The organism is Nocardia sp. NPDC004278 (genome assembly GCF_053602975.1).
Window position 1 is genome coordinate 305,726 of the sequence record NZ_JBSGEQ010000001.1, and the last position, 22,185, is coordinate 327,910.

Sequence of the window (22,185 nt, forward strand, 5' to 3'; positions counted from 1 at the left end):
GCGATCAGTGAACTGTCCCAGTGGGCATACGACCGGCGCGAGGCAGGATTGTTGGCATTCTTGGCAGCTGAAACCCTGTGCCGCACAGCGCAAGCCCTGCTCGCCCAGTCTCTCGACAGCCCCCCGAGCCCACCCAGCGCACCTGCGCCGTAGCGAATTTCATGGCTTATCCCGACTGCAGCTCGCCGAGTCTCGATCCCACTGGCGTCTAACTATCCCCCACGCAGGGGACCTGGTGTCACACCCGCGCGTGATGTGCGCCGCGTCGCGGCTGACCTACGCTGCCCGCAGCACCGCCGCCCAAGTCCGGCGCGGCATCGACTCGTAGGAGGCCGCAGTGTTCGGCAGACGTGGATTTCTTACCGGCGCGGCCGCCTCGGTGACGGCGGCGGTCGCGGCCAACGCGGCGGGTCCGGCGGCGCGGGCGCGTGCGGATATGGATCCGAACAAGCCGAATATCCTGGTCGTCATCGTGGACGAGATGCGCGCGCCGGCGTGGTTCCCCGAGCAGTCGATGCTGGATCAGCTGCTGCCGAATATCGGGCGGATCCGGCGCGGCAGTGTGTCTTTCGAGCAGCATTACACCGCAGCCAATGACTGCACCGCCTCGCGTGGCGCGCTGGTCACCGGGCTGTACAGCCATCAGACCGGGTGCATGGTGGTGTCGGAATCGACCTTGTCCCCGCGGTTTCCGACCTGGGGGTCGATGTTGCGCGAGAACGGGTACGAGACGACCTGGTGGGGCAAGTGGCATCTGGGGCACTACCCGGATCGGACGCCGGGCGCGTTGGAGGCGTACGGGTTCGGCGGCGGCACCTATCCCTCGCCGAACGGCGCGCCGGGCCAGGGCCTGCAGGCCGATCCCAAGATCGTCGATGATTTCGTGGACTGGTTCGAGCACGATTCCGGCGGCTCCCCCTGGTGCACCACGGTATCGCTGGTGAACCCGCACGACATCCAGTACTGGCCGCGCTGGACGCGCCGCGACCAGAACAGCCTCGACATTCCCCGCTGGGTGAGCGACTTGCCTGGCAATTTCGAGTCCTTGGAACAGCTTTCGGCCAAGCCGCGCCTGCAGATGGCGCTGGTGCAGGCTTCGGTGGTGGCCTTCGGTCTCGCGCCCTACGGCACCCCCGAAGCCATGCAGGCGTGGATCGATATGCGCAACCTCTACCTGTGGCTGCAACAGCAGGTGGACACCCAGATCGGCCGCGTCCTGGACACTCTGGAGTCCCGCCCCGACGTCGCCGCCAATACGGTCGTCATCTTCACCTCCGACCACGGCGACTACGCCGGCTCCCACGGCCTGCACGGCAAGGGTGGTGGCGCCTACGACGAAGCCGTCCGCGTCCCCTTCTATGTCCACGATCCCCGCGGCCTGTTGAGCCCCACCGACTCCACCGCGGTCCGAACGCAACTCACCTCCAGTGTGGACCTGACACCTCTGCTGCTGTCCATCGCCACCGGTGGCAACGAGTGGCGCTCCACCGACCACTACCAGCACCTGTCCGGCCGCCTGGACCTGATGGCGCTGTGCCGCAACGACTCCGCCCCTGGTCGTCCCTTCATCGCCTACACCACCGACGAGGCCACCATCGAAGAGGCCGCCATCCTCTTCGACCACAATGCCCCCGGCCACGTCATCATGGTCCGCACCGCAGACGCCAAATTTGCGGCATATTCCCACTGGCTCGACGGCCGAATTCAAATCGACAGCTCCGCCGACCAAGAATTCGAACTCTACGACTACGCCACCGACAAGGGCCGCCTGGAACTGGACAACCAAGCCGCCACCGGAAACCCCTTGCGCCCCAAAATGGAACAACTCCTAGCCCAAGCCATGAACACCGAACTCCAACAACCCCTCCCCGCCTACCTGAAGGATGCCCAAGACCAAGGCATCTCCGACTACATCTCCTCCCAATCCAGCATCACCGCCAAAGCCGAACGCCTGGGCAACTTCCTGGAGGACTTCCTCACCCCTCAGAACTAGCGCGGTGTTCAACAACGGTCGCCGGGTTGGGTGGCACAGCGTTGTTTTGCGGTGTGGCGGCGGCCGATGGACCGATTGATCCATCGGACCGGCTCCTGAAGGGTAATCAGTGATGAGATCCGCCCCTCACCGCGGTTGCCATTGCTTCATTCACATTCAACGTGAACTATGCACGCGGACATACGATTCCGGCGATGCGTGACCGAATGTGTTCCAGAGAAGACTACCCACCAAATCGCGTGTGGCCGGTTACTGCTCGCTGTCGGTGGGTAGCCCGTTCGCTCGAGACTGGGGCTGCTGAGCGCTGGAAGGCAACTCGGGTGCTTTCACGGCATGGCTGCGCTGGAGGTATCGGCGAACATGACTGACTCCGATGCTGGACACGACGCCGGTACCGCCGATTCCGAGAGCCCACAACGGTCCCATGACTGCACGCAACACCCTGGTGAGCAGCCTGAGCGGCGAGCGAGCACCTGGCCTGAAACGGCCAGGTGTCTGGTTACCGAACGCTGGGGTGAACAACAGGCAAAGCCGTCTACGTCGTGACGTTTACTCGTGAGTCCCCGAGGGGATGAGACGTCCACTGAATCGGCTCCAGTCCGTGAAGCCGGTCGCTAGGCTTACTGCTACCGCGGGCCGGAGGTGGCTTCCTGATGTCGGCTGATGCGGAACCGGACCGCGAGATTTGTTGGCACCGCACTCGGCATCCGGCCACCATCCTGCAGAGGCATCAACCTACTCGAAAGTGGCATTTGATATGCAGCTCGTCGAGGAAACTGCGTACGCGTGCCGGAGGTCGGTATGCAACGACCATCTGCTGGTTCTGCTTGATCTGCGTGATGTAGTTATCGTCGTAAACTCCGGGCTGCGGCTCGACCGCGTTCCATGCGAAACCCAGCCGCGCCGCGTTGAAACCGTTCTCCGCAAAGGCCTGAAGCGCTTCGCCTATCTGCTGCCCTCCAGAGCTGGCTTCCGGCCCGACGACAGAGATGCGGCGACGTTCGTGACCGACTACTTCGACGACCCAGACCGGGCGCGAGCCTGGCTGCAGGAGGGCTGAGACGTGGAACGCGAACTCATCGTCGTCACAGGCGCCACCGGCCGGCAGGGTGGCGCTGTCGTGCGTCACCTGCTCGCGAGGGGGATGCCGATCCGCGCGCTCACACGCAATCCCGACTCGCCGCGAGCCCGTTCGCTCGCGGCGAGCGGAGTGGAGCTCTGTCAGGGCGACATGGACGACGTCGAGAGTCTCGAGCGCGCGATGATCCGAGCTCACGGCGTCTACAGCGTCCAGGACTTCTGGAGCGTCGGCGCTGAACGTGAGGTCCAGCAGGGCCGCAACGTTGCTGACGCCGCGCGCGCCGCCGGCGTCGAGCACCTGGTGTTCTCCTCGGTGGGCGGAGCCGAGCGCGGCTCGCGCATCGACCACTTCGAGACCAAGGGTGTGATCGAGCGCCACATCCGCGCGCTCGGCCTGCCCGCCACGATCCTTCGGCCGGCGTCCTTCATGGAGAACTACTACATCCCGGCGGTCGAGAAGGGGCTGTTGAAGGGCAGGCTCAACGACCCGGTGCGTGCCGACATTCCCTACCAGACGATCGCGACGGACGACATCGGCAAGTTCGTCGCGCTCGCGTTCGCGCGACCCGACGAGTTCCTCGGTGTCGAACTCGAGATCGCCGGCAGCGAGCTGACCAACCGCCAGGCCGCCGAGGTCTTCGCGCGCGTCCTGGGCCGCTCGGTCAAGTACAGGCGCCTGCCGATGCCGATCGTGCGCGTCGCGCTCGGCAAGGAGTTCTTCCAAATGTTCCGCTGGTTTAATGCGGGCGGCTATCAGGCCGACGTCGAGGGCCTGCGCCGTCGCTACCCGGAGCTGAATCTACGCACGCTGGAGGACTGGCTGCGTGAGGAGGGCTGGGAGAACAAGCGCACCATTAGTGTCAAGCGCGACAAGTTGGGCCGTCCGCTCGGCGCGCAAGGGTGAGCGCCGGTGGCGGTGGACTTTCGATGTGGGGTCGGGACCGGGCCCGACCCCTTGCAATCAGCAGCCGTCCGAAACTCGTTGTCGCCGTGCTGATCTACCGCAAGGCCGGGCTCCCGCGGCGACGCAGCTCACCCGCGTGGGCTGAGAAGGACCAAGGGGATCTGGCGGACGGTTCGTTTCTGGTAGGTCTCGTACCCCGGGTACGCCGCGACGACCTGCGGCCACCGCCGGTCGCGTTCCTGCGGGGCGAGCACGTGGGCGGTCATCGGCTGCGTCGCGCTGTGCTGGAACGACACCTCGACCGCGGGATCGGCACATAGGTTGTGGAACCAGTCCGGGGAGATGTCGTCTCCGCCCCGGGAAGCGACGATGAGATAGCTGTCGCCCTCCATGATGGGGACGGTGAGGATCACGGTGCGCGGCAGCCCGGTTCGCCGTCCGGTGGTGGTGAGGGCCAGGGTGGGCATCTTCTTGAATCGGGTACCGACGCGGCCGCCGCTGAGGTCGAGCAGTTTGCGGTGCGCGGTGGTTGCGGTCTTCAGGTACAGATCAGTGGCCGCGCGAAAGCGGCGGGTATGCGGCACGGGGTACTCCTCGGTCGGTCGGGATCGTCGGGAGCAATGGTCCGGGTCCGGCTTGTGAGCGACCAGTGAAGCGTCAGCGCTCGAGGCGTTCGGCCGCGGCCGCGATCCAAGTCGGGTTGCCGCAGCGTTGGGCGATGCGGAGCGCGGCCCGGTAGTGCTCGGCGGCGAGCTCGGCATCGCCGCGCCGGGCCGCCAGGTCACCGAGGACGGTGTCGACCGGACCGACCGAGTAGGAACCGGTGTCGGCGCCACCGAGCCGATCGCGGAAGGGAAGCAGATCGCGGTAGAGCGCGGCGGCCTCGTCGGGCGTGCCCAGTGTCGCGACCACCATGCCGCGCAGTGTGAGGAACAGTGATCGAAACACGTCGTCGCGGATCGGCCGGGCCCGGCGCCGGACCTGCGCCGCTTGCGTCCGGTCGTCGGCCGCGAGCAGGGCCAGCGCCAGAAAGTCCACCACGGCGTCGACGGTCGCGGGGATGGCGCTGTCCGCGAATGCGCTGCTCATCTCGACCAGTTCACCAGCGCGGCCTTGGTGCAGCCGCACCACGAACAGCGCCATGGCCAGGATTCCGCCCGCATTGAGAATGCCCGCGCGGGTGAGCAGTTCGTTGGCTCGCAGATAGTGCTGCTCGGCCGTGTCGGGGTCACCGGTTGCGAGGGCCACCAGCCCGCACGCCATCGCGTTCGCCACCTGCGCCTGCCGCCACTGATAGCGGTCGGCCAGCACGGTGGCTGCCCGGAGATGCTCACGGACGGTGGCGATATCGGCCGCGGATGCGGCGGCCTGGATCGCGACCGTGTGGCCGAGGAGCAGGTAATCGCTGCGGTCGGTGCGCCGCCCGACCTCGATCAGCTCGGCCCCGAGCGCGCCGCGGTCCGGCGAGTCGTAGAGCGAGGCCATGGCTTGTAGCGCGGGAGCGAGCAGGGCGTCGTCACCGAGTGCACGGGCCAGGGCTTCGGCCTCGGCAGCGGCCATCGCCGCGCGTTCGCCTGCCTCGCCACCGATCTCGTCAACGAGGGTCACCAGCAGCCGGCACCGGTCGCCGGGAGTGAGGCCGGGGGAACGCAGTGCGTCCTCTATCCAACCGACCACCCGGTGCTCGACCACGCCGTACAGCCGATTCATCCACGGGGTGGGTGTGTCCCATGCGGTGAACGCCCGTACCAGCAGATCGGCCCGGCCGGCCTCCTCGGCCAGCGCCGCTGCCCGGTGCCGAGCGGTTCGAGCGGCGAGCCCGGCGCCGCCGGCGAGATGACTTCGACCCGCCCGGCACAGCATCGCGATCCGTTCCTCGACGGTATCGGCGCCGGTGTGGCGCTCGAGCGCGGCGGCCGCGCGTTCGTATCCGGCCGCGGCGACGTCGTGGGCGTAGCGCCGCTCGGCCCGTTCGGCTGCCGCCACGGCGTAGTCGGCGGCCCGTCGTGCCGTCTCCGGGTTCACCGACTCGCCGTAGTGGTGGGCCAGCGCCGCGAGATCGCCCGGATCGATCTCCTCGATCGCAGCGGCGACCCGCCGATGCCATCGGTCGCGGCGGACCCGGGACAGGTCGCCGAGCAGCGTATGCCGCACCAGGACGTGCGTGAAACGCGCTCGGCCGCTGGCGGGTTCGTCCAGGAGCCCGGCCAGCACCCCGGCCTCCACCGCATCCAGCACGTCGTCCTCGGGTACCTCGGCCGCGCGCACCAGCACCGCGACATCGAACTCCCGGCCGATCACCGCGGCCAGGCGCAGCAGCGCCACCCCGGTCTCGGGAAGCCGGGAAAACCTGCGACGCAGCACGTCCCGCACGCCCTCCGGAACGTCCGTCGCGGCGACCAGCTCGCCCTCGCTCTGCAGCAGACGTGCGACCTCGATGAGATAGAACGGATTTCCGCCGGTGCGCTCGTGCAACGTCCGGACCACGGCGGCCGCCGGTGTGCTGCCGGTCAGGGCGGTGATCAGGCGACCGCTGTCCTCGACGTCGAGGCCGCGCAGGCGAACCCGGGCGCGGACGGTGGTGGCCAGGGCGGCGAGCGCGTCGGCCAAGGCAGGCGGCACTTCGTCGGGGCGGTAGCCGATTATGACGAGCCCGGGCACCTGGGTCGCCACCGCGGTGAGCAGCGCCGCTGTCTCGGTGTCACCCCGATGTACGTCATCGAGCAGGATCGCCAATGGGGCGACGGCGGCGACGTCGGCGAGGTAGTCGCAAACCGCCCGATGCAGCAGGAAGCGGCCGTGGGCGCGGTCGGCGTCCGGTGCGCCGGCGCCGTCGGTGAGCAGCGGCGCCAGGGCAGACGCGAAGCCGCCGGGATCGTGCTCGCGGGCCAGTGCGCGCAGGATCTCGACCCATGGCCAAGCCGACGGAGCGGCGTCGTCCTCCGGGCAGCGGCCGATCACCACCCGGTGCCCGGAGGCGCGCAAGGCGGCGCCGAAGTGCTGCAGCAGAGTCGATTTCCCGCTGCCCGCTTCGCCCGCCACCGTCGCCGACCGAGGGCCGGCGCCGGCGGCCGCTTCGCGCAGCGCGGCGAGTTCCGCGGTTCGGCCGAACAATCCGGGATCCGGTCCGGCCTGCGGGGCGCTCCGGGCCGCGACGGACGCGGACGGTGTCTCCTTAAGTGGAATCACCGTCTCGCGCAGCGGGATTCGCTGCGCGAGGATGTCCGCCTCGAGCCGGGTCAAAGCCGGACCCGGATCGATGCCGAGTTCGTCCGCGAGAACGCTGCGGGCCTGCCGCAGGGCGCTCAGCGCGTCGGCCTGGCGGCCCGCCCGATATCGAGCCAGCGCTGTCAGCCGCCACGCCTCCTCCCGCAGCGGGTGCTCCCTGCTCAACACCTCGGCCTCGGCCGCGGCGAGCGCCGGCTCGCCCGCCTCGAGCAGGGCGGCCGCGAGTTGCTCGCGTGCGCCCAGCCGCAATTCCTCCAGCCGCGCCGCTTCCGCGGTTGCCCACGGCTCCGCCGCGAAGGCGGCGTAGGCGGGGCCCTGCCAGTGGGCGAGCGCGCGTTCCAGCGCGCGCCGTCGTTCGCGCGGATCGCCCTGCCGCCCAGCGGCGTCCAGTTCGGCGCCGAAGAGCCACGCGTCCACGTCCTCGGTGGCGAAACGCACCGCGTAGCCGGGAGTCCGGCTGATCAGAACGGTGGCGGGTGTGCGCGGCGCCCGCTGCGGCTCCAGCAACCGCCGCAGGTTGGAGACGTAGGCCTGCAGTGCGCCGAGCGCCCGCGGCGGCGGTTCACCCCGCCACAGGTCATCGATCAGGCGATCGACCGGCACCACCTCGCCCCGTGCGACCAGCAGCCGCGCCAGCACGCCGCGTTGCCGCGGACCGCCGATATCGAGTTCGCCCCGTTCGTCCGCCGCGGTCAGCGCACCGAGTACCCGGATCCGAACCATAACGCGCCAAGTCTAAGACGGGATCCCGTGCAGTGCCTCGCAAGTGGGCTGCAAGCGGCGGGCCGCACAGTCGCCGAGGTCCCCGACAGCAACAGGAGCACAGTATGAGCACCACCGGCACCGCGCCCGGCCGCCCCGACACCTACGACATGGTCGTCGTGCACAACGCCTTCCGCCGGCACCTCAGCGCGCTACCCGGCCTCGTCGCGGCGGTGACGCCCGGAGACGTCGAGCGCGCCCGGCGCCTGATCACCTTCCTCGACGAACTCGGCGCCGGCCTGCACCACCACCACACCGGCGAGGACGAGCTCATGTGGCCGATCCTGCTCGAGCGTGCCCCCGCCGACTCCGCCCTGGTGCTGCGCATGGAGGAACAGCACGAGCGGATCGCCGAACTCACCGTGCGCGCCCACCGCGATGGGGCCGAGTTCGCCACCGCCGCCGACCCATCGGTTCGGGACCGGCTCGCAGCCACGCTGCAGGCGCTCTCCGATGCCCTCGACGAGCACATGGCCGAGGAGGAGCGGCACATCCTGCCCATGGTCGAGAACGTCATGACCACGCTCGAATGGCAGGCGCTCGGCGAACGCGGCCGCGAGCACATGCCCAAGGACCGCCAGTTGGTCTTCCTCGGCTTCATCCTGCAGGGCGTCTCCGACACCGACCGCCGGAAACTCCTCGCCGAGATGCCACTCCCCGCCCGGCTCGCCTGGCGCCTGCTCGGCCGCCGCACCTTCGCCAAGGAATACCGCGAGATCTACCACGCTGATCCCGAGTGGTGACCGCGAACGACAATCGGAGCCGCTGCTGCACTACCACTTCGGGCCCGATCGGGGCGAGATGTGCGCTTCCCAGGCGCCCGACTCAGATCGAACGCTCGATGGTGACCTCGAGGTTCTTCATGATCGGCTGATCGCTTTGTGTGCTGTAATCGCCGATCGCGCACAGCACATTCATCTCCGGCATGTAGCCCGCGGCGTTACCGCGAGGGATGTCGTAGGGGATCACCTGGTATTTCTGTACCGATCTCTTGCTTCCGTCGTTGGCGACGCTGGTGATATCGACCTTGTCGAACTCACTGAGACCCCGTTCGCGCATATCGTCGGGATTCATGAAGACCAGCGTGCGCAGGTTCTCGATCCCGCGGTACCGGTCGTTGTCGGAGTAGATCGTGGTGTTCCACTGGTCGTGTGAGCGCACGGTGGCCAGCGTCAGAGTGCCTGCCGCCGGGGCGATGTCGGGCAGTTCCGCGGTCGAGAACTCCGCGCGGCCCGACGGGGTGAGGAAGACCAATTCTCGGGCCGGCTGGCGGATGCGGAATCCGAGCGGCAGCCGCACGCGGCGGTTGAAGTCCTCGAACCCGTCGAGCACCTTGGCCATCGTGTTGCGGATCCGGTCGTAGTCCTCGACGTAGGCCTGCCAGGGGGTCGGGCTGTTCGGCAGTGCTGCCTGCGCGATTCCTGCGATGATCGCCGGTTCGGACAGCAGGTGCGGCGAGGCGGGCCGTTTCATGCCGACCGATAGGTGGACCATGCTCATCGAGTCCTCGACCGAGGTGGCCTGGATTCCGCTGCGCTGGTTGTCCTGCTCGGTGCGGCCCAGACATGGCAGGATCAGGGCCCGTCGGCCGTGGACGACGTGGCTGCGGTTGAGCTTGGTGCTGACCTGCACGGTCAGCTCACATTTGCGTAGCGCCTCGTAAGTGTAGGTGGAGTCGGGTGCGGCCATGGCGAAGTTGCCGCCCATGCCGACGAACACCTTCACGTTCCCGGCCTGCATCGCTTCGATCGTGTGGACGGTGTCCAGGCCGTGTTCCCGCGGCGGGTCGATGCCGCACACCTGGGCCAACCGATCCAGGAATGCCTCGGTGGGGCGGTGGTCGATGCCGCAGGTCCGGTTGCCTTGGACATTGCTGTGCCCGCGTACGGGGGAGGGGCCGGCACCTTCGCGGCCCAGGTTTCCGCGCAGCAACAGCAGGTTCACGATCTCGCGGACGGTGTCGACGCCGTGCTCGTGCTGGGTGATGCCCAGGCACCAGCTGATGATGCTCCGGTCGGCGTCACAGTAGATGCGCGCTGCTTTGCGGATGTCGGCGACGGCGACTTCGGATTGGCGCTCGATTTCGGTCCACGATGCGGCCTCGCACATCGCGCGATATTCCTCGAAGCCGACCGTGTGGCGGGCGATGAACTCCGCATCGAGGGCCATCGGATCCGTACGTGCTTCCTCGAGAACAGCTTTCGCGATTCCACGCAACAATGCCATGTCGCCGCCGATCCGCGGCTGCAGATTCAGGGTGCTGGTGGGAGTGGCGCGGAAGGTGGCCATCTCCAGGAAATCGTGCGGGATGATCGCGCGCCGCGCTGCCGCCTCGACGAGAGGGTTGATGTGCACGATCTGTGCTCCGCGTTTGTGGGCCTCGACCAGCGAGGTCAACATCCTCGGTGCATTGGAGGCGACGTTGACCCCGATGATGAACAGGGCATCGGCGGCCGCCCAATCCACGAGGTCGACGGTGCCCTTCCCGGTGCCGAGTGCAGCCTGCAGTGCCCGCCCGCTCGCCTCGTGGCACATGTTGGAGCAGTCGGGCAGGTTGTTTGTGCCGAATTCCCGCGCGAGCAGCTGGTAGAGGAAGGTCGCCTCGTTCCCGAGCCGGCCGGAGGTGTAGAACGAAGCCTGGTTGGGATCATCGAGCTCGGCAAGCGCACGGCCGACCAGCTCGAACGCCTCCTGCCAGCTGATCGGGACGTACCGATCCGTCTCCGGATCGTAGGTCATCGGTTCGGTCAACCGGCCTTGGTTCTCGAGATCGAATTCGCTCCACCTCGACAGTTCCGTCACCGTGTGTGCCGCGAAGAACTCGGCGCCAACTCGCTTGTGTGTCATCTCCCAAGCGACATGCTTGATCCCGTTCTCGCAGATATCGAGGCGCAGGCCCTTCAAATCGTCGGGCCATGCACACCCTGGACAGTCGAAACCGTCACCCTCGTGGTTCATCTTCAGAATCGCTCTTGGGCCGTCGATCGCCTCGCGTTCACGGGCCATGAACTTGGTGACGCTTTTGGCGGCCCCCCAACCCGCGGCGGGATGGTGGTACGGACTGAACTTCGGCTGCGCGTTCTGGTCGCGGTCCCGGCTCGGGCCTTCGTCGGGAGCGAAATCGTCGTGTGGACCGGACATATCTCTGAACCCTTCGATAATCCTGGAATCCGACGATCGGTTGTCAGATGTTCAACGATTCTTGCTTGATATGCAGTCGGCTGTCAGACGGACATATATGCAGCTATCCGGCGACCGTGCACCAACGAATTTCTGCGCGGCAAAAGCATCGGTAGTGGAGGTCTTCAAGCGATAGAGACCTTGCGACGTCCTAAATGTACGCCACGGGAACCTTGCATTCAGCGGCTACGAAAAGGAACGGCTGTTGTCGATGCGGCATCAACGCGACGAGGAGCAGCGCTGGAACAGCCTGCTGTTCGACCGAGTCGTCAGCCTCGATTTCGGCGGGCTGCGCCGGGCACGACCAAGTCGTTGGATTCGGCTGGGCAAGTACGGTCGTCACCCGGCTCGTCCGGTCATCTGCAGGCGGTCGAGGCCGGTGTCGGGGCCGAGATAGCGGAGCAAAAGCGCGCCGGTGGCCGCACTGTACGAGCGCATCATCGGCGTCGACACCGGGCTCTGCCCACGGTATGGGTCGGTCAATGGCCGATATCGTGGTCGCCGGGGGTGATGAGGCCGCTTTCGTAGGCGAAGACAACCATTTGGGTGCGGTCGCGCAGGCCCAGTTTGGTGAGGATGCTGGAGACGTGGGATTTGACGGTGGCGGGGCCGATGAAGAGGCGGGTGGCGATTTCGGAGTTGGTGTGACCGCGGGCGATGGCGACGAGCACATCGCGTTCGCGGTCGGTCAGGCGGTGCAGGCGGTGGGCGACGGCGGAGTCGGCGGGGCGGTGGGTGGTGAACTGGCCGATCAGGCGGCGGGTGATGGTGGGGGCCAGGAGCGCGCCGCCTTCGGCTACGGTGCGGACGGCGTCAGCCAGGTGCTCGGCCGGAATATCTTTGAGGACGAAGCCGCTGGCGCCGGCGCGCAGGGCCCGGTAGACGTATTCGTCCGGGTCGAAGGTGGTCAGGATGAGGACGCGGACAGGCCAATCAGCTTCGGCGAGAAGGCGTTCGGTGGCTTCGATGCCGTCCATATGCGGCATTCGGATGTCCATGAGGACGACGTCGGGGCGGTGGGCGTACGCCGACTCGATCGCCTCCGCTCCGGTACCGGCCTGGCCTACCACCTCGATATCGCGGTGAATGCCCAGGATCATCGCGAAACCGCCGCGGACCAGCGCTTGGTCATCGACGATGAGAACACGGACGGTCATGGGCGACCGCCTTCCACCGGTAGCTGGGCGACCACCCGGAATCCTCCTCCCGCCCGGGATCCCGCGTCCAGGCTGCCGCCCAACAGTAGTGCGCGCTCGCGCATTCCGACGATGCCGTGACCACCGGAGGATTTACGGGTCTCGGGCGCGATTCCGTTGCCGTCGTCGAGTATCTCCAGGGTCAGTCCATCGGGGGCGCGGCTCAGCCTGACCTGGGCTCGCGTGCCCGGGCCCGCGTGCTTGAGCACATTGGTGAGAGCCTCTTGCACAATGCGATACGCGAACAGGTCGACGCGATCGGGTAGGCCTTCCGGCAGATCCTTGGTCGCGAAGGTGACCGGTACGCCCGCGGCGCTGATCTGCTCCACCAACCGGGGGAGGTCAGCGAGCCCGGGTTGCGGTCCCAGCCAGGCGGAATCACTGTCGGGGCGCAGCACGTCGAGGAGATGCCGCAGTTCGTCCAGCGCCTGGCGGCCGGCTTCCTCCACAGCGCCCATTGCCTGCACGGCCGCCGCGAGGTCCTCGGCAGCAACGGCTTTGGCAGCACCCGCCTGCACCGTCATCAGGCTCACCCGGTGAGCGACCACATCGTGCAGTTCGCGAGCGATACGGGTGCGCTCGCCGGCCACGATGCGGCGAGCCTCGGCGGCGCGTTCGCGCACCAGTTGTGCTGCGCGTTCCTCACGAAGTCGTAGCCTGCGCCCGACATACCAGACACCGGCCAGCACCACGGCGTCGAGAATTGCCTCCTCCCACCACTTTCCGGGATGGTCCCGCCCGTCGACAGTGACCGCGGCGATCGCGATCGCAACTCCCATCGGGCCCCACCAACTGTCGGCCGCGTACCGACCGACGCTGTAGAGAGCCACCACAGTCGCCCCGCCGACATTGGTATCGACGACCAGTAGCGGAATCCACGCGACCAGCAGCAAACCCAGCACCAGCAGTGGTGCGCGGCGACGCCAGTACAGCGCGGCGTTCGCCGCGACGAACACCACCAGCACACCCGGTGATACCTCCCCGAGTCCGCGCCAGTGCAGCGAATCGCCGGGCCCTTCCACGAGAAACGCCGTCGCCAGCAAGGTTACGACCGCGAGGACCGCGTCCGCGGCGCGCGGCCAGCGGGTGAACGGTCCCCGGAAAGCGCGAGCGATGGCCACCGTCGGCGTGTTCGGGGACAGCGGCGACCCGTTCGCGGCGGCCCGCGGTTTGTCGACCGGCGGCCCGGTCGGTGAGACGTCAGCAGGCACGGCCTCACCGTACGCGCAGTCGCGAGCGCGATCACCCGCCGCGAGACGGATTCCGCGACCCTCCGTGCGGCGGACGAGCCCGCTGAGTTCGCCTGTCGGAACAGGTCCCGAGGCGGAGGACGAAACCATCTTCCGGCTGGCGACCGACGCGTCCACGGCCCGGACCATTGACCACCGGAGCCGAACTCGCCCTTTCGCTCCGCCGGGTTGCGGAGTGGACGCGGGGTGGCCTCCTCGGGGGCCGGATCCCGGTTCGCCGCGAGAGTACAGGGAGAAAGCGATCATGAACCGATTCACTCGCCGTATCGGCGATGCGGCCGCGCGCAGGCCGTGGCGGACACTTGGCGGCTGGGTGGCCGTCCTCGGGATGCTGCTGGCCTTGGCCGGCGCCGCCGGGGGTGCGTTCGCTGATGACTTCATCGCACCCGGTAGCCAGAGCGAGACCGCGATGGCGCTGCTGGAGGAACGCTTTCCGGATGCGGCCCGCGGGACTGCCATGGCTGTGTTCGCTGCCGCTCCCGGGGAGCGGCTGGATCAGGACCGATCCGCGGTCATGGCCGCCGTGGCCCGCCTTTCGGAGGCGGATCATGTTGCGGGCGTGGTGGATCCGTTCGTGGCGGGCACTGTGTCGGCCGATGGCCGGATCGGTTATGCCGACCTTGTTTTCGATGTGCCGGTTACGGAGTTGGGTGCGGATGCGCTGCCTGCCCTCGCTGAGGCGATGGATCCGGCTCGCGCGGCGGGGCTGGCCGCAGAGCTGGGTGGTGATGCCGCGTTCGTGAATGCGGAAGCCGAGACCTCTGGAATCGAGGTGGCCGGCCTGCTCGCGGCGTTCGTGGTGCTGCTCGTCGTGCTCGGTACCGTTGTGGCGGCACTGGCGCCGATCGTGATCGCCTTGGTAGCGGTCGCGGTGGGACTCGGCGGAATTGTGCTGCTGGCCAATGCCATGGATGTCTCGACTTCGGCACCGACGATTGCCGCGATGATCGGACTGGGCGTCGGCATCGATTACGCATTGTTCATCGTGACCAGATACCGCGAGCATCGGACGGCGGGCAGGGACAATGCTGATGCGCTGTCGCTGGCCATGAGCTCCTCCGGTGCGGTCGTGGCGTTCTCCGGCGGCACGGTCGTACTGGCAATGGCGGCACTGGCTTTGACCGGAGTCGGCCTGCTCACGTCGATCGGCCTCGCCACCGCACTGGTGGTGCTGATCGCCATCGCTGCCGCCCTCACACTGCTGCCAGCCCTGCTGGCGCTGCTCGGCGACCGAATCGATATGGGCCGAGTCGGCCGGCGCTCGCGGCGGTCGATGACTCCGGCGGTGGATGCGGGAGCTTCGGTGACGCAGACGGTTTGGTGGTGGTTCGCGCATCGGGTGGCGGGGCGGCCGTGGCCGTATCTGGTGGTTGCCGGAGCGGTGCTGCTGGCATTGGCTGCGCCGACGCTGTGGATGGAGACCGGGTTTCCTGACGCCGGGGATGACACGACCGAGGCCAGTCATCGGCGGGCATACGACTTGCTGGCGCAGGGGTTCGGGCCGGGGGTGAATGGGCAGCTGCTGGTGGTGGTGGACTTGCGGCGGGCGGGGGTGACCAGCGAGGGGCTGGCGGAGTTGGGGGCGCGGATCGCGGCTGATCCGGGGATTGCGCAGGTGGGGGCAGTTCAGCCGGCGCCTGCGGGGGATGCCGCGATCATTCCTGTTCGGCCGAAGACCGCGCCCTCGGACCCTGCCACCGGTGAGACACTCACGCGCGTACGTGATCTCGCTCCGGACAATGTCGCCGTGTCGGGGATGACGGCGATGACCGATGACCTCACGCGGCAGCTCGGTGACACATTGCCGGTATTCGTGGGTGCCATTCTCGTGACGTCGTTTCTGTTGCTGCTCATCGTTTTCCGTTCCCTTGTGGTGCCGCTGAAGGCGGTCGTGCTGAACCTGCTGTCCATCGGAGCGGCTTACGGCGTTCTGGTCGCGGTCTTTCAATGGGGATGGTGCGCTGGACTTTTCGGGCTGGAGGACACCTACCGGATCGCCTCACCGATACCGGTGATCGCCTTCGCCGTGCTGTTCGGGCTGTCGATGGACTACGAGGTGTTCCTGATCTCACGCATCCGCGAGGAGTACGACGCCACCGGGGACAGTGCCGAATCGGTGGCGCGGGGCATCTCGGGTACCGGGCGCGTCATCACCGCCGCCGCGCTGATCATGACCGCGGTGTTCCTGGGCTTCGTCGTGAATCCGTCGCCGATGGTGACCATGATGGGCCTCGGGCTGGCGACGGCGATCCTGCTCGATGCGACCATCGTGCGGATGGTGCTGGTGCCCGCCACTATGGCGCTGTTGGGTCGGGCGAACTGGTGGCTTCCGGCATTGCTGGAGCGGTGGCTGCCGCAATTGACGCAGTCGGAAACACCTCAGCCCGCAGTGATTTCCGCGGACGTGGCGGATCTGCCGGGTCATCGCCGAGCGCGCGGGCCGAAGTCGGCGTGATCGCGCGTTCCAATTCGACGTACCGCTGCCGCCCGAAGGTTGATCAGTTCAGGCGCGCTGACGCTCGGCCCGCTGCTGGATCAGCTCCTCGACCGCGGTGGGCAGGGTGGTTTCGAAGTCGATGAGTTTGACCCACGTCGGGGTGATGACGATCCGGACCATGCCGTCGTAGAGCGAGCGGACCTCGGCCTCCCACTCGACGCGCTGCGCGGGGGTCATTTCGTAGCTGCCATTCATCTGCAGGTACTCCTCCGGGATGCCGTCCACCACCTCCAGCTCCGCTCGACCGCGGATGAGCAGGATCTTCGGCGGGTGCACCTCGGTGTCGATCGTCAGCGCGACCTCCGGGTTGTGCCGCAGGGAGGGCAGCTTCGGGGCGTTCTTCGAAGTGCAGACGACGATCTCCGAGCCGTTCCAGGTGAATGCGATCGGCACGTTGCGGGGCGTGCCGTCCTTGGCGACGTAGGCCATGCGGAGCAGGTCGCGGGCCAGGAGCTCCTGGCTGAACGGGCGGTTCAGGATCTCGGTGATCTCGTTCGGTTGCATGGTGGTCGCTCCTTCGTCGGTGTCGTCGAGGCCCGTTCGGCTGCTCGTACCCCAGGGACGGAGCCGCCCGAGCGTTCTCGACATCCACGGTGCATGGATTTCCGGGCGGCCGCCTGCTGACCGACCGCGTTTACCGCATTGCTGATCGCATCGAGGCACGCCGAGGCGCCCGAGCATCACCTGGAATTCATCGAGCCGCCCGGTCGATACGACCCGCACGGACATAGGCGGCGGCGGTCAGCACGCGGCCGCTGCGTTCTTGCCACGTGGCCATCAGCGCGTGTGACAACAGCGCTACGCCCTCTCGGCGGACGGTCGGCTGCTTGTCGCCGCCATCGACAGCAGGCACGCTCGATGAACACCGGCTGCCCGCACCGCTGCGAGCACTGCAACACGCTCCATTCCTGCGCGGCCTCACCGCCTACTTCGGCGGCATCGGTATCCGGCCCGAACACGCCCCCGTATTCGCACGCCGAGGGCGCTAGCTCAGTGTGAGCATCGTTGCGCGAGAGCATTTTTCGGCGTCAGCGTGATCGCGGTCGGATTCACGCGTGGCATCCAAGAGGTTGCTCGATGACCTCCGGACCTTCTTCCGGGCGTATCGGGGGCTGAGCAGGGGTGATGGGCGGGCGGCGGCTCGCCCATCACCTGTGCCGCGGTACGTCAGCACGCGTACGGGCGCGTTCTGCCCGCAGACGGATGTCGCAGCTACCGCCGCGGCCTACCGTTTTCGGTATGACCTGGAACGAGCTGAGTACGAGCACTTTCGCCCTACTGACCACCTACAAGAAGGACGGCACACCGGTCGGCACACCGGTGTGGGTGGCGCCGGACGGCGACCGGATCGTGGTGTGGACCAACCCGAAGACCTGGAAGGTCAAGCGGATTCGTCGCAATCCGGAGGTGGCCGTGCAGATATGCGATGGCCGTGGCCGCCCGAAGAGCGAGGAGAAGTTCGCGGGCAAGGCCGAGGTCCTCGATGCGGCCGGCACTCAGCGGGTGCGCGATCTGGTGTCGCGCAAGTACGGGATCATCGGCACCGTGCTGATCCGGCTGCACAAGCTGTTCAAGGGTGCGGACGGCTCCGTCGGGATCGCGATCACCCCCGAGTAGATCAGGCCGATTCCGCGAGTCCGGCCGAACGCCAGGTATCGGCGAGTTCCTGCAAGGGAATCTCCAGGGCTGCGGCCAGCGACACGATCGTGCCGAATGCGGGTGTCGGCAGCCGGCCGGTTTCGATCTTGCGCAGCGTCTCCGGCGAGATGCCCGCCGCCCGGGCGATCTGGGCCGGGTCGCGATCGGCGCGCGCGGCCCGCAGTCGGGTGCCGAGGCGGCGACCGGCCTCGACCTGGGCGGGTGTCAGCGGAAGTCGGACCATGCGACCAGCGTATGGATGGTATTTAAATACCGCAAGCTCAGCTGTTGAACTTCACCCGGAATGGCCCGCCGACACTGTTGAACAGCAGATCCCCGTTCGGGAAGAACTGGACCAACGCGTACGCGCCGTTGCCGAGGTTGCGCCGCTGGGACGAGCAGGCTCTCGCTTCAGGAATCGGTTGATGTCAGCGCAAGCGGTAGATCGCGAGAGCGGGTGGCGCGAGTACTTGCGTATGCGGCGAGTGTGAACATGGCCGTGAGTGCTAACCATCGCGTGGCGACGGCGCCCACTGCGGACAGCAGATAGCCCGCCCCGAGCGCGCCGAGCGCGACCGCGCCGTCGCAGAACAGTGCCATCGTCGCGACCGCGCGACCTAACGTCTGTTCGGGGATCACATCGAGCCGGGATATCGTCAACGCGACGTTGCTGACGACCCCCACGCCGCCGACGCCACACCAACACGCGCCCAGCACAAAGGGATTGCCGCTGAACGCCATGGGAACGAGCAGCGCCGTCCATGCCCACAGCGCGCCCCGATAGACATTCCGGGGAGGGAAGCGAGTGGTGAGCTGTGATGCCGCGGCGGCGCCGAGTACTCCACCGACACCCGCGGCGCCGAGCACCACGCCGACGGTCCAGGCGGGACCGTCGCCGTTCTTCAGTTCCACCAGTATCAGCAGCAAGACGAGCTGAATGACGATATTCGACAGTCCGATCATTGCCGTCGATATCCGTAGGAAAGGTTCGGTCCATACGACACGGAAGCCGTCGGTGATGGTGCGCCGGACCGAATGACGCTCGGACTCGGCGGCTTTCGGCGGTGCTGGCGAGTCCGGACGGATCAGCAACAGTGCGACGAGGCAGTAAAGATACGACACGGCGTCGGCGATGAACGGCAGCCAACGGGCCACGCCGTAGACCGCCGCACCTGCTGCTCGTCCGACCAGGACAGCGATCGGTTGCTCGGCCTCGAGGAACGAGAACGCGGCGGGTCGCTGTGCGTGCGACACCACGTCGCGGATCGCGCCCAGCTCACTGAGGCCGACGAAGACGTAGACACTGCCCTCGATGAACGCTGTGACACCGACTATCAGCGCGAGGCTCGGGAGCTGGGCAGCGACCGCTCCGGCAGCCACGCAGGCCGCGATCAACCCGATGATCTGGCATATCACCAGGGTCCGGATCCGGTTGGAATAGTCCGCGACGATGCCGGCCACGATCTGGAAGATCAGACTCGGCAGGCTCAACGCGAAACCGACCCATCCCGCCGCGGCGGGTGAGCCGGTCACCGCGAGAACCAGCATCGGGTAGACGATTCGGACGCCGTGGAATCCCACCAGCGATGTCGCGTTTCCGGACCACAGCAGCAGGAAGTTCCGGTTGGTGTGGATTCCCGATCTACCCATGAGTGCGCGGATTCCTCGACAACCACCGCACCAGATCGACGATCTCGACACCTTCGGCATCCGCCAGCAGTACCTGGCACAGGTGGGCGGCGACCTCGGCCCTGTCATCGAGAACGCTGAAGTCATCGTCCGGGTGGAGCTTCGGCAACGCCAGCGCCAAGCCCGCCCACAACTGTGGCCGGAGCGGGTCGATGTGCAGCTCCTCGGTGTACAGCGCGACCGCCGCAGCCAGGTCACCCGCCAGATAGGCCCGGTCGCCGCGCGGCTGCTCGGGGATCGACAGAGCTTCGGCCGCGGCGTGGTCCAGCAGCTTCAGCTGCGCTGGAAGGTGCAGGCGACGATGGTCGTTCGGCACGGCCCGCTGGTCCACCTGTTCCGCGGGCGGCAGGCCGTCGGGCCGTGGCGCCTGCGCAATCCAGCACGCGGCCAGCTCGGCGATGCCGCCGATGTCCGGTGTCAGGTTCCGCACCTGCCAGAACGTCCGATGCGCGATCGCCACCTCGGACGCAGCGACTCTGACCGCCGTGGGCACGTCCTCCTCGCCCCAGGGGCGCATTTCAGCACCGAGCGCGTTCAGGAAATGCGAACCCGCCTCGGTGAGCAGGCTCGACGTCGATACCTGCGCCACGGCACCTTCCACCTGCAGACGCCACAATTCGAAATCGACGTGCGCCTGCATCGATCGGTGGCAGTCGGCGTGACGATGTATTCGCCAGAAGTCGGTGACTCCGAAGAACGCGTAGATCCCGTGCAGCAGGCCCATGATCGGACGCGGGTCGTCGCGCCACGGCGCGTAGAAGCGGCACACCGGATCGGGATCGAACAGCACGATCTGATCGGTCAGCAGCGTGAACTTCGTGTGCTGGACCTCATGGATCAGCGTGAGCGCCAGCTGGCATGGGTCCGCGGGGGCCGTGGTGTAGACGCAGCCGATTCCGTTGAATGCGGTGTGGCTCGTGCTCGCCGCGAGTGGTTGTGTGCTCAGCGGCGCCAAAGACTGCAGGCAACTGCGCATCGGCACGAGGTACCGGTCGAAGTCGCGGCGCAGTAGTTCCCAGGCCGCCGCGAAATCCTGTTGCCACGTGCTGGTTTGGGCGGTCGTGAGCCGGGGCGGCTGCTGACCGTCCAGCAAGTATCGGAACGGGTCCAGGTCGTCCAGGAACACCTCCCGTTCCGCATCCGCCCCCCGCAATCGCCGCAGCGGCAGCCACGCGGGATCGGACTCGTCATCCCGGGACGGGACGAGAACTGTGCTGGTGCCCCGGGTGAAGCGCAGTGCGCCGTCCCGCGTCCAGTGCAGTTCGCAGTGCCCGTTGTCCGCGGCAGGGCCGAGCTCGGCCCTGCCGATCCCGGGCAACATCACCACGCCGTTCCGCACTACGACGTTGATGGAACCTTCGGGTAGACAGGCGATGGCGCCTGCCGCGGCGAGCCAGCCCAGGTAGCCACAGTCGGCCCACAGTGGGGTCGGCGCGTCGTCGGGCTCGGCATGAAGGCGCTGCAGGACCTGGGCGAGCCACGGGCCGACGTGCGGGTACGACAACAACGTCACGACCTCGGCCGGATGGGATCGTTGCAGTTCGGCCAGCGTCTGGTAGGCAAGGGAAAGTCCTGCGGCGTCGGCAATTTCGGGGCGCGACGCGGTTTCGGCGATGAGCGTGCGCAGCAGGATCAGCCGCATCAGTAGCGCGCCTTCGGTCAGCGTCGCGATGGCCGCCTCGGTTCCGTGGCCGGAACTCAAACTGGCTGTGACATCGTCGATCCCGGTGACTGTCGTTGGCATGGGGGTGTCCCGTCGCTAGGTTGATGGCAGAGTCGATGTCCGCACGGACACGAGATTCGATGTGGTAGATCAACTTCTTCAGGTCGGCGCAATACACCGAGGGGTTGGGAATCCGTCACACACTCGCGATACCGATGCGCGAATCGGCGCGCGTGCTCGCCGATCATCCGGCGAGCGTCGTCGAAAACCTGATGGCTCATCGTCTTCGGTTGCGCACGCCAACTCTGGTCGGCCATCTCGCAGATATAGCAGTAGTCACAAGCCGAATTGCACCTACTGTGAATATTGACGACGAACTCGACGAAGGGCAGCGGCTCCCGGCCACCGCGACATAATTCGTCGACATCCAATCCCGCCGCGGGCCAAGAGGGTTACTCCCGGAAATGTCCTATCTATACAGGCAACGGCGCCATCTCTTGCCCCTCTATCTGTGTGAACGACCACGGGTAGCGCTGCACCAGGCCACCGGTGGCCAATTTCCATATCGCCCGACTACTTACCGGGTTGATGAACGAGTTGAATTCCCGTGGGCTTAATCGGCATGGATGAGATGACGCTCGACCGCGGCACGCAGAGCGAGGTCGGAGTTCGCCATCAACTGCGCCGCACCTGTCCGGCGAGCTCGGCAAGATTTCCCACGAGATACCTCCTTCTTCACTCCCATTGACGCATAGCGAAATTACCGATGGCGCAGTCGAATAGTCGACCGACAACTCCGGCTACAGTCATGGGAGATCGCCTTCGCCGGACGACGTCGTCGACCCGGCCGGCTGAAGTCTATTGCAAGACAACAGGATTCCTGGCACTCCCAACTCCCATGGTTGGGAATTGGGAGTTCTCGAGAGAGCATCAGCGAACGCGGGCGCCGCAGCGGGTGCCCTGATCCACGGGAGGGGATCTGGCTGCGGCAATAGAAATTCCGGGTGAGGTTGCGTTCTTCCTCAATATTTGTGGTGTGCCGCATCCGGATATCAACGAAGACCATGTGCGTGAACTGGCCCGGGGCAGGTGCGGGGCGTTGCGA

Annotated in this window: 18 protein-coding genes; 7 read left to right on the top strand and 11 right to left on the bottom strand. The window is 67.0% G+C overall.

Going from position 1 to position 22,185, the window contains the following annotated elements; translation table 11 throughout:
• The first annotated feature begins 436 nt into the window (after positions 1-436).
• From ACWEO2_RS01405 to ACWEO2_RS01415, 3 genes are all read left to right on the top strand, one after another.
• On the top strand, positions 437-1,993 hold the full coding sequence (locus ACWEO2_RS01405) for a sulfatase-like hydrolase/transferase (protein ID WP_452403700.1): 1,557 nt from the start codon (positions 437-439) through the stop codon (positions 1,991-1,993).
• 745 nt (positions 1,994-2,738) lie between these two features.
• Positions 2,739-3,053 carry a hypothetical protein gene (locus ACWEO2_RS01410; RefSeq protein WP_452403513.1) on the top strand — a complete coding sequence of 105 codons (315 nt, stop codon included), beginning with the start codon at positions 2,739-2,741 and terminating at the stop codon, positions 3,051-3,053.
• Positions 3,054-3,056: 3 nt separating this feature from the next.
• Positions 3,057-3,977, top strand: a complete 921-nt coding sequence (locus ACWEO2_RS01415; RefSeq protein WP_452403514.1) for an NmrA/HSCARG family protein — start codon at positions 3,057-3,059, stop codon at positions 3,975-3,977.
• A gap of 128 nt (positions 3,978-4,105) precedes the next feature.
• On the opposite strand, the gene ACWEO2_RS01420 is transcribed toward ACWEO2_RS01415, so the two are convergent.
• Both ACWEO2_RS01420 and ACWEO2_RS01425 read right to left on the bottom strand, forming a co-directional pair.
• A complete protein-coding gene (locus tag ACWEO2_RS01420; protein WP_452403515.1) occupies positions 4,106-4,561 on the bottom strand; it encodes a nitroreductase family deazaflavin-dependent oxidoreductase in 456 nt (151 codons plus the stop codon).
• A 73-nt stretch (positions 4,562-4,634) separates the two neighbouring features.
• Positions 4,635-7,928, bottom strand: a complete 3,294-nt coding sequence (locus ACWEO2_RS01425; RefSeq protein WP_452403516.1) for a BTAD domain-containing putative transcriptional regulator — start codon at positions 7,926-7,928, stop codon at positions 4,635-4,637.
• 104 nt (positions 7,929-8,032) lie between these two features.
• Between ACWEO2_RS01425 and ACWEO2_RS01430 the strand changes: the two genes are divergently transcribed.
• A complete protein-coding gene (locus ACWEO2_RS01430) occupies positions 8,033-8,710 on the top strand; it encodes a hemerythrin domain-containing protein (protein ID WP_452403517.1) in 678 nt (225 codons plus the stop codon).
• Positions 8,711-8,792: 82 nt separating this feature from the next.
• On the opposite strand, the gene ACWEO2_RS01435 is transcribed toward ACWEO2_RS01430, so the two are convergent.
• The 4 genes from ACWEO2_RS01435 to ACWEO2_RS01450 form a co-directional block, all read right to left on the bottom strand.
• Positions 8,793-11,108 (bottom strand): FdhF/YdeP family oxidoreductase, encoded by a 2,316-nt coding sequence (locus ACWEO2_RS01435; RefSeq protein WP_452403518.1) that lies wholly within the window; start codon positions 11,106-11,108, stop codon positions 8,793-8,795.
• A gap of 378 nt (positions 11,109-11,486) precedes the next feature.
• Entirely contained in the window at positions 11,487-11,630 is a 144-nt protein-coding gene (locus tag ACWEO2_RS01440) for a hypothetical protein (protein WP_452403519.1), read from the bottom strand.
• Positions 11,627-12,304: a response regulator gene (locus ACWEO2_RS01445; protein ID WP_452403520.1), complete on the bottom strand. Its 678-nt coding sequence runs from the start codon at positions 12,302-12,304 to the stop codon at positions 11,627-11,629. Before ACWEO2_RS01445 ends, ACWEO2_RS01440 begins: the two co-directional genes overlap by 4 nt.
• A complete protein-coding gene (locus ACWEO2_RS01450) occupies positions 12,301-13,554 on the bottom strand; it encodes a sensor histidine kinase (protein ID WP_452403521.1) in 1,254 nt (417 codons plus the stop codon). The genes ACWEO2_RS01445 and ACWEO2_RS01450 overlap by 4 nt, the downstream gene beginning before the upstream one ends.
• Positions 13,555-13,837: 283 nt before the next feature.
• Here ACWEO2_RS01450 and ACWEO2_RS01455 point away from each other — a divergent pair, with 283 nt between their 5' ends.
• Positions 13,838-16,048 (top strand): MMPL family transporter, encoded by a 2,211-nt coding sequence (locus ACWEO2_RS01455; RefSeq protein WP_452403522.1) that lies wholly within the window; start codon positions 13,838-13,840, stop codon positions 16,046-16,048.
• A 48-nt stretch (positions 16,049-16,096) separates the two neighbouring features.
• Here ACWEO2_RS01455 and ACWEO2_RS01460 read toward each other — a convergent pair whose 3' ends face one another.
• Both ACWEO2_RS01460 and ACWEO2_RS01465 read right to left on the bottom strand, forming a co-directional pair.
• Entirely contained in the window at positions 16,097-16,594 is a 498-nt protein-coding gene (locus tag ACWEO2_RS01460) for a pyridoxamine 5'-phosphate oxidase family protein (RefSeq protein WP_452403523.1), read from the bottom strand.
• 187 nt (positions 16,595-16,781) lie between these two features.
• The gene (locus ACWEO2_RS01465) at positions 16,782-16,943 is read right to left on the bottom strand and encodes an nSTAND1 domain-containing NTPase (RefSeq protein ID WP_452403524.1); all 162 of its coding nucleotides are present in this window, start codon (positions 16,941-16,943) and stop codon (positions 16,782-16,784) included.
• Between ACWEO2_RS01465 and ACWEO2_RS01470 the strand changes: the two genes are divergently transcribed.
• Both ACWEO2_RS01470 and ACWEO2_RS01475 read left to right on the top strand, forming a co-directional pair.
• On the top strand, positions 16,918-17,079 hold the full coding sequence (locus ACWEO2_RS01470; protein WP_452403716.1) for a hypothetical protein: 162 nt from the start codon (positions 16,918-16,920) through the stop codon (positions 17,077-17,079). The two genes, ACWEO2_RS01465 and ACWEO2_RS01470, sit on opposite strands and share 26 nt — an antisense overlap.
• Positions 17,080-17,329: 250 nt before the next feature.
• Positions 17,330-17,707, top strand: coding sequence for a PPOX class F420-dependent oxidoreductase (locus tag ACWEO2_RS01475; RefSeq protein ID WP_452403525.1), 378 nt, complete (start codon positions 17,330-17,332; stop codon positions 17,705-17,707).
• A 1-nt stretch (position 17,708) separates the two neighbouring features.
• Here the strand turns inward: ACWEO2_RS01475 and ACWEO2_RS01480 are convergent, their stop codons facing one another.
• The 3 genes from ACWEO2_RS01480 to ACWEO2_RS01490 form a co-directional block, all read right to left on the bottom strand.
• The gene (locus ACWEO2_RS01480; protein ID WP_354957203.1) at positions 17,709-17,972 is read right to left on the bottom strand and encodes a helix-turn-helix transcriptional regulator; all 264 of its coding nucleotides are present in this window, start codon (positions 17,970-17,972) and stop codon (positions 17,709-17,711) included.
• A 167-nt stretch (positions 17,973-18,139) separates the two neighbouring features.
• Positions 18,140-19,378 (bottom strand): MFS transporter, encoded by a 1,239-nt coding sequence (locus tag ACWEO2_RS01485; RefSeq protein ID WP_452403526.1) that lies wholly within the window; start codon positions 19,376-19,378, stop codon positions 18,140-18,142.
• Positions 19,371-21,161, bottom strand: coding sequence for an HEXXH motif domain-containing protein (locus ACWEO2_RS01490; RefSeq protein ID WP_452403527.1), 1,791 nt, complete (start codon positions 21,159-21,161; stop codon positions 19,371-19,373). The genes ACWEO2_RS01485 and ACWEO2_RS01490 overlap by 8 nt, the downstream gene beginning before the upstream one ends.
• Positions 21,162-22,185 lie beyond the last annotated feature (1,024 nt).

Excerpts from the sequence above, each read along its gene's own strand:
- ACWEO2_RS01405 (WP_452403700.1), top strand. The coding sequence starts at position 437 with ATGGATCCGAACAAGCCGAATATCCTGGTCGTCATCGTGGACGAGATG.
- ACWEO2_RS01445 (WP_452403520.1), bottom strand. The coding sequence starts at position 12,304 with ATGACCGTCCGTGTTCTCATCGTCGATGACCAAGCGCTGGTCCGCGGC.
- ACWEO2_RS01435 (WP_452403518.1), bottom strand. The coding sequence starts at position 11,108 with ATGTCCGGTCCACACGACGATTTCGCTCCCGACGAAGGCCCGAGCCGG.
- ACWEO2_RS01490 (WP_452403527.1), bottom strand. The coding sequence starts at position 21,161 with ATGCCAACGACAGTCACCGGGATCGACGATGTCACAGCCAGTTTGAGT.
- ACWEO2_RS01475 (WP_452403525.1), top strand. The coding sequence starts at position 17,330 with ATGACCTGGAACGAGCTGAGTACGAGCACTTTCGCCCTACTGACCACC.
- ACWEO2_RS01480 (WP_354957203.1), bottom strand. The coding sequence starts at position 17,972 with ATGGTCCGACTTCCGCTGACACCCGCCCAGGTCGAGGCCGGTCGCCGC.
- ACWEO2_RS01485 (WP_452403526.1), bottom strand. The coding sequence starts at position 19,378 with ATGGGTAGATCGGGAATCCACACCAACCGGAACTTCCTGCTGCTGTGG.
- ACWEO2_RS01430 (WP_452403517.1), top strand. The coding sequence starts at position 8,033 with ATGAGCACCACCGGCACCGCGCCCGGCCGCCCCGACACCTACGACATG.
- ACWEO2_RS01460 (WP_452403523.1), bottom strand. The coding sequence starts at position 16,594 with ATGCAACCGAACGAGATCACCGAGATCCTGAACCGCCCGTTCAGCCAG.
- ACWEO2_RS01455 (WP_452403522.1), top strand. The coding sequence starts at position 13,838 with ATGAACCGATTCACTCGCCGTATCGGCGATGCGGCCGCGCGCAGGCCG.
- ACWEO2_RS01425 (WP_452403516.1), bottom strand. The coding sequence starts at position 7,928 with ATGGTTCGGATCCGGGTACTCGGTGCGCTGACCGCGGCGGACGAACGG.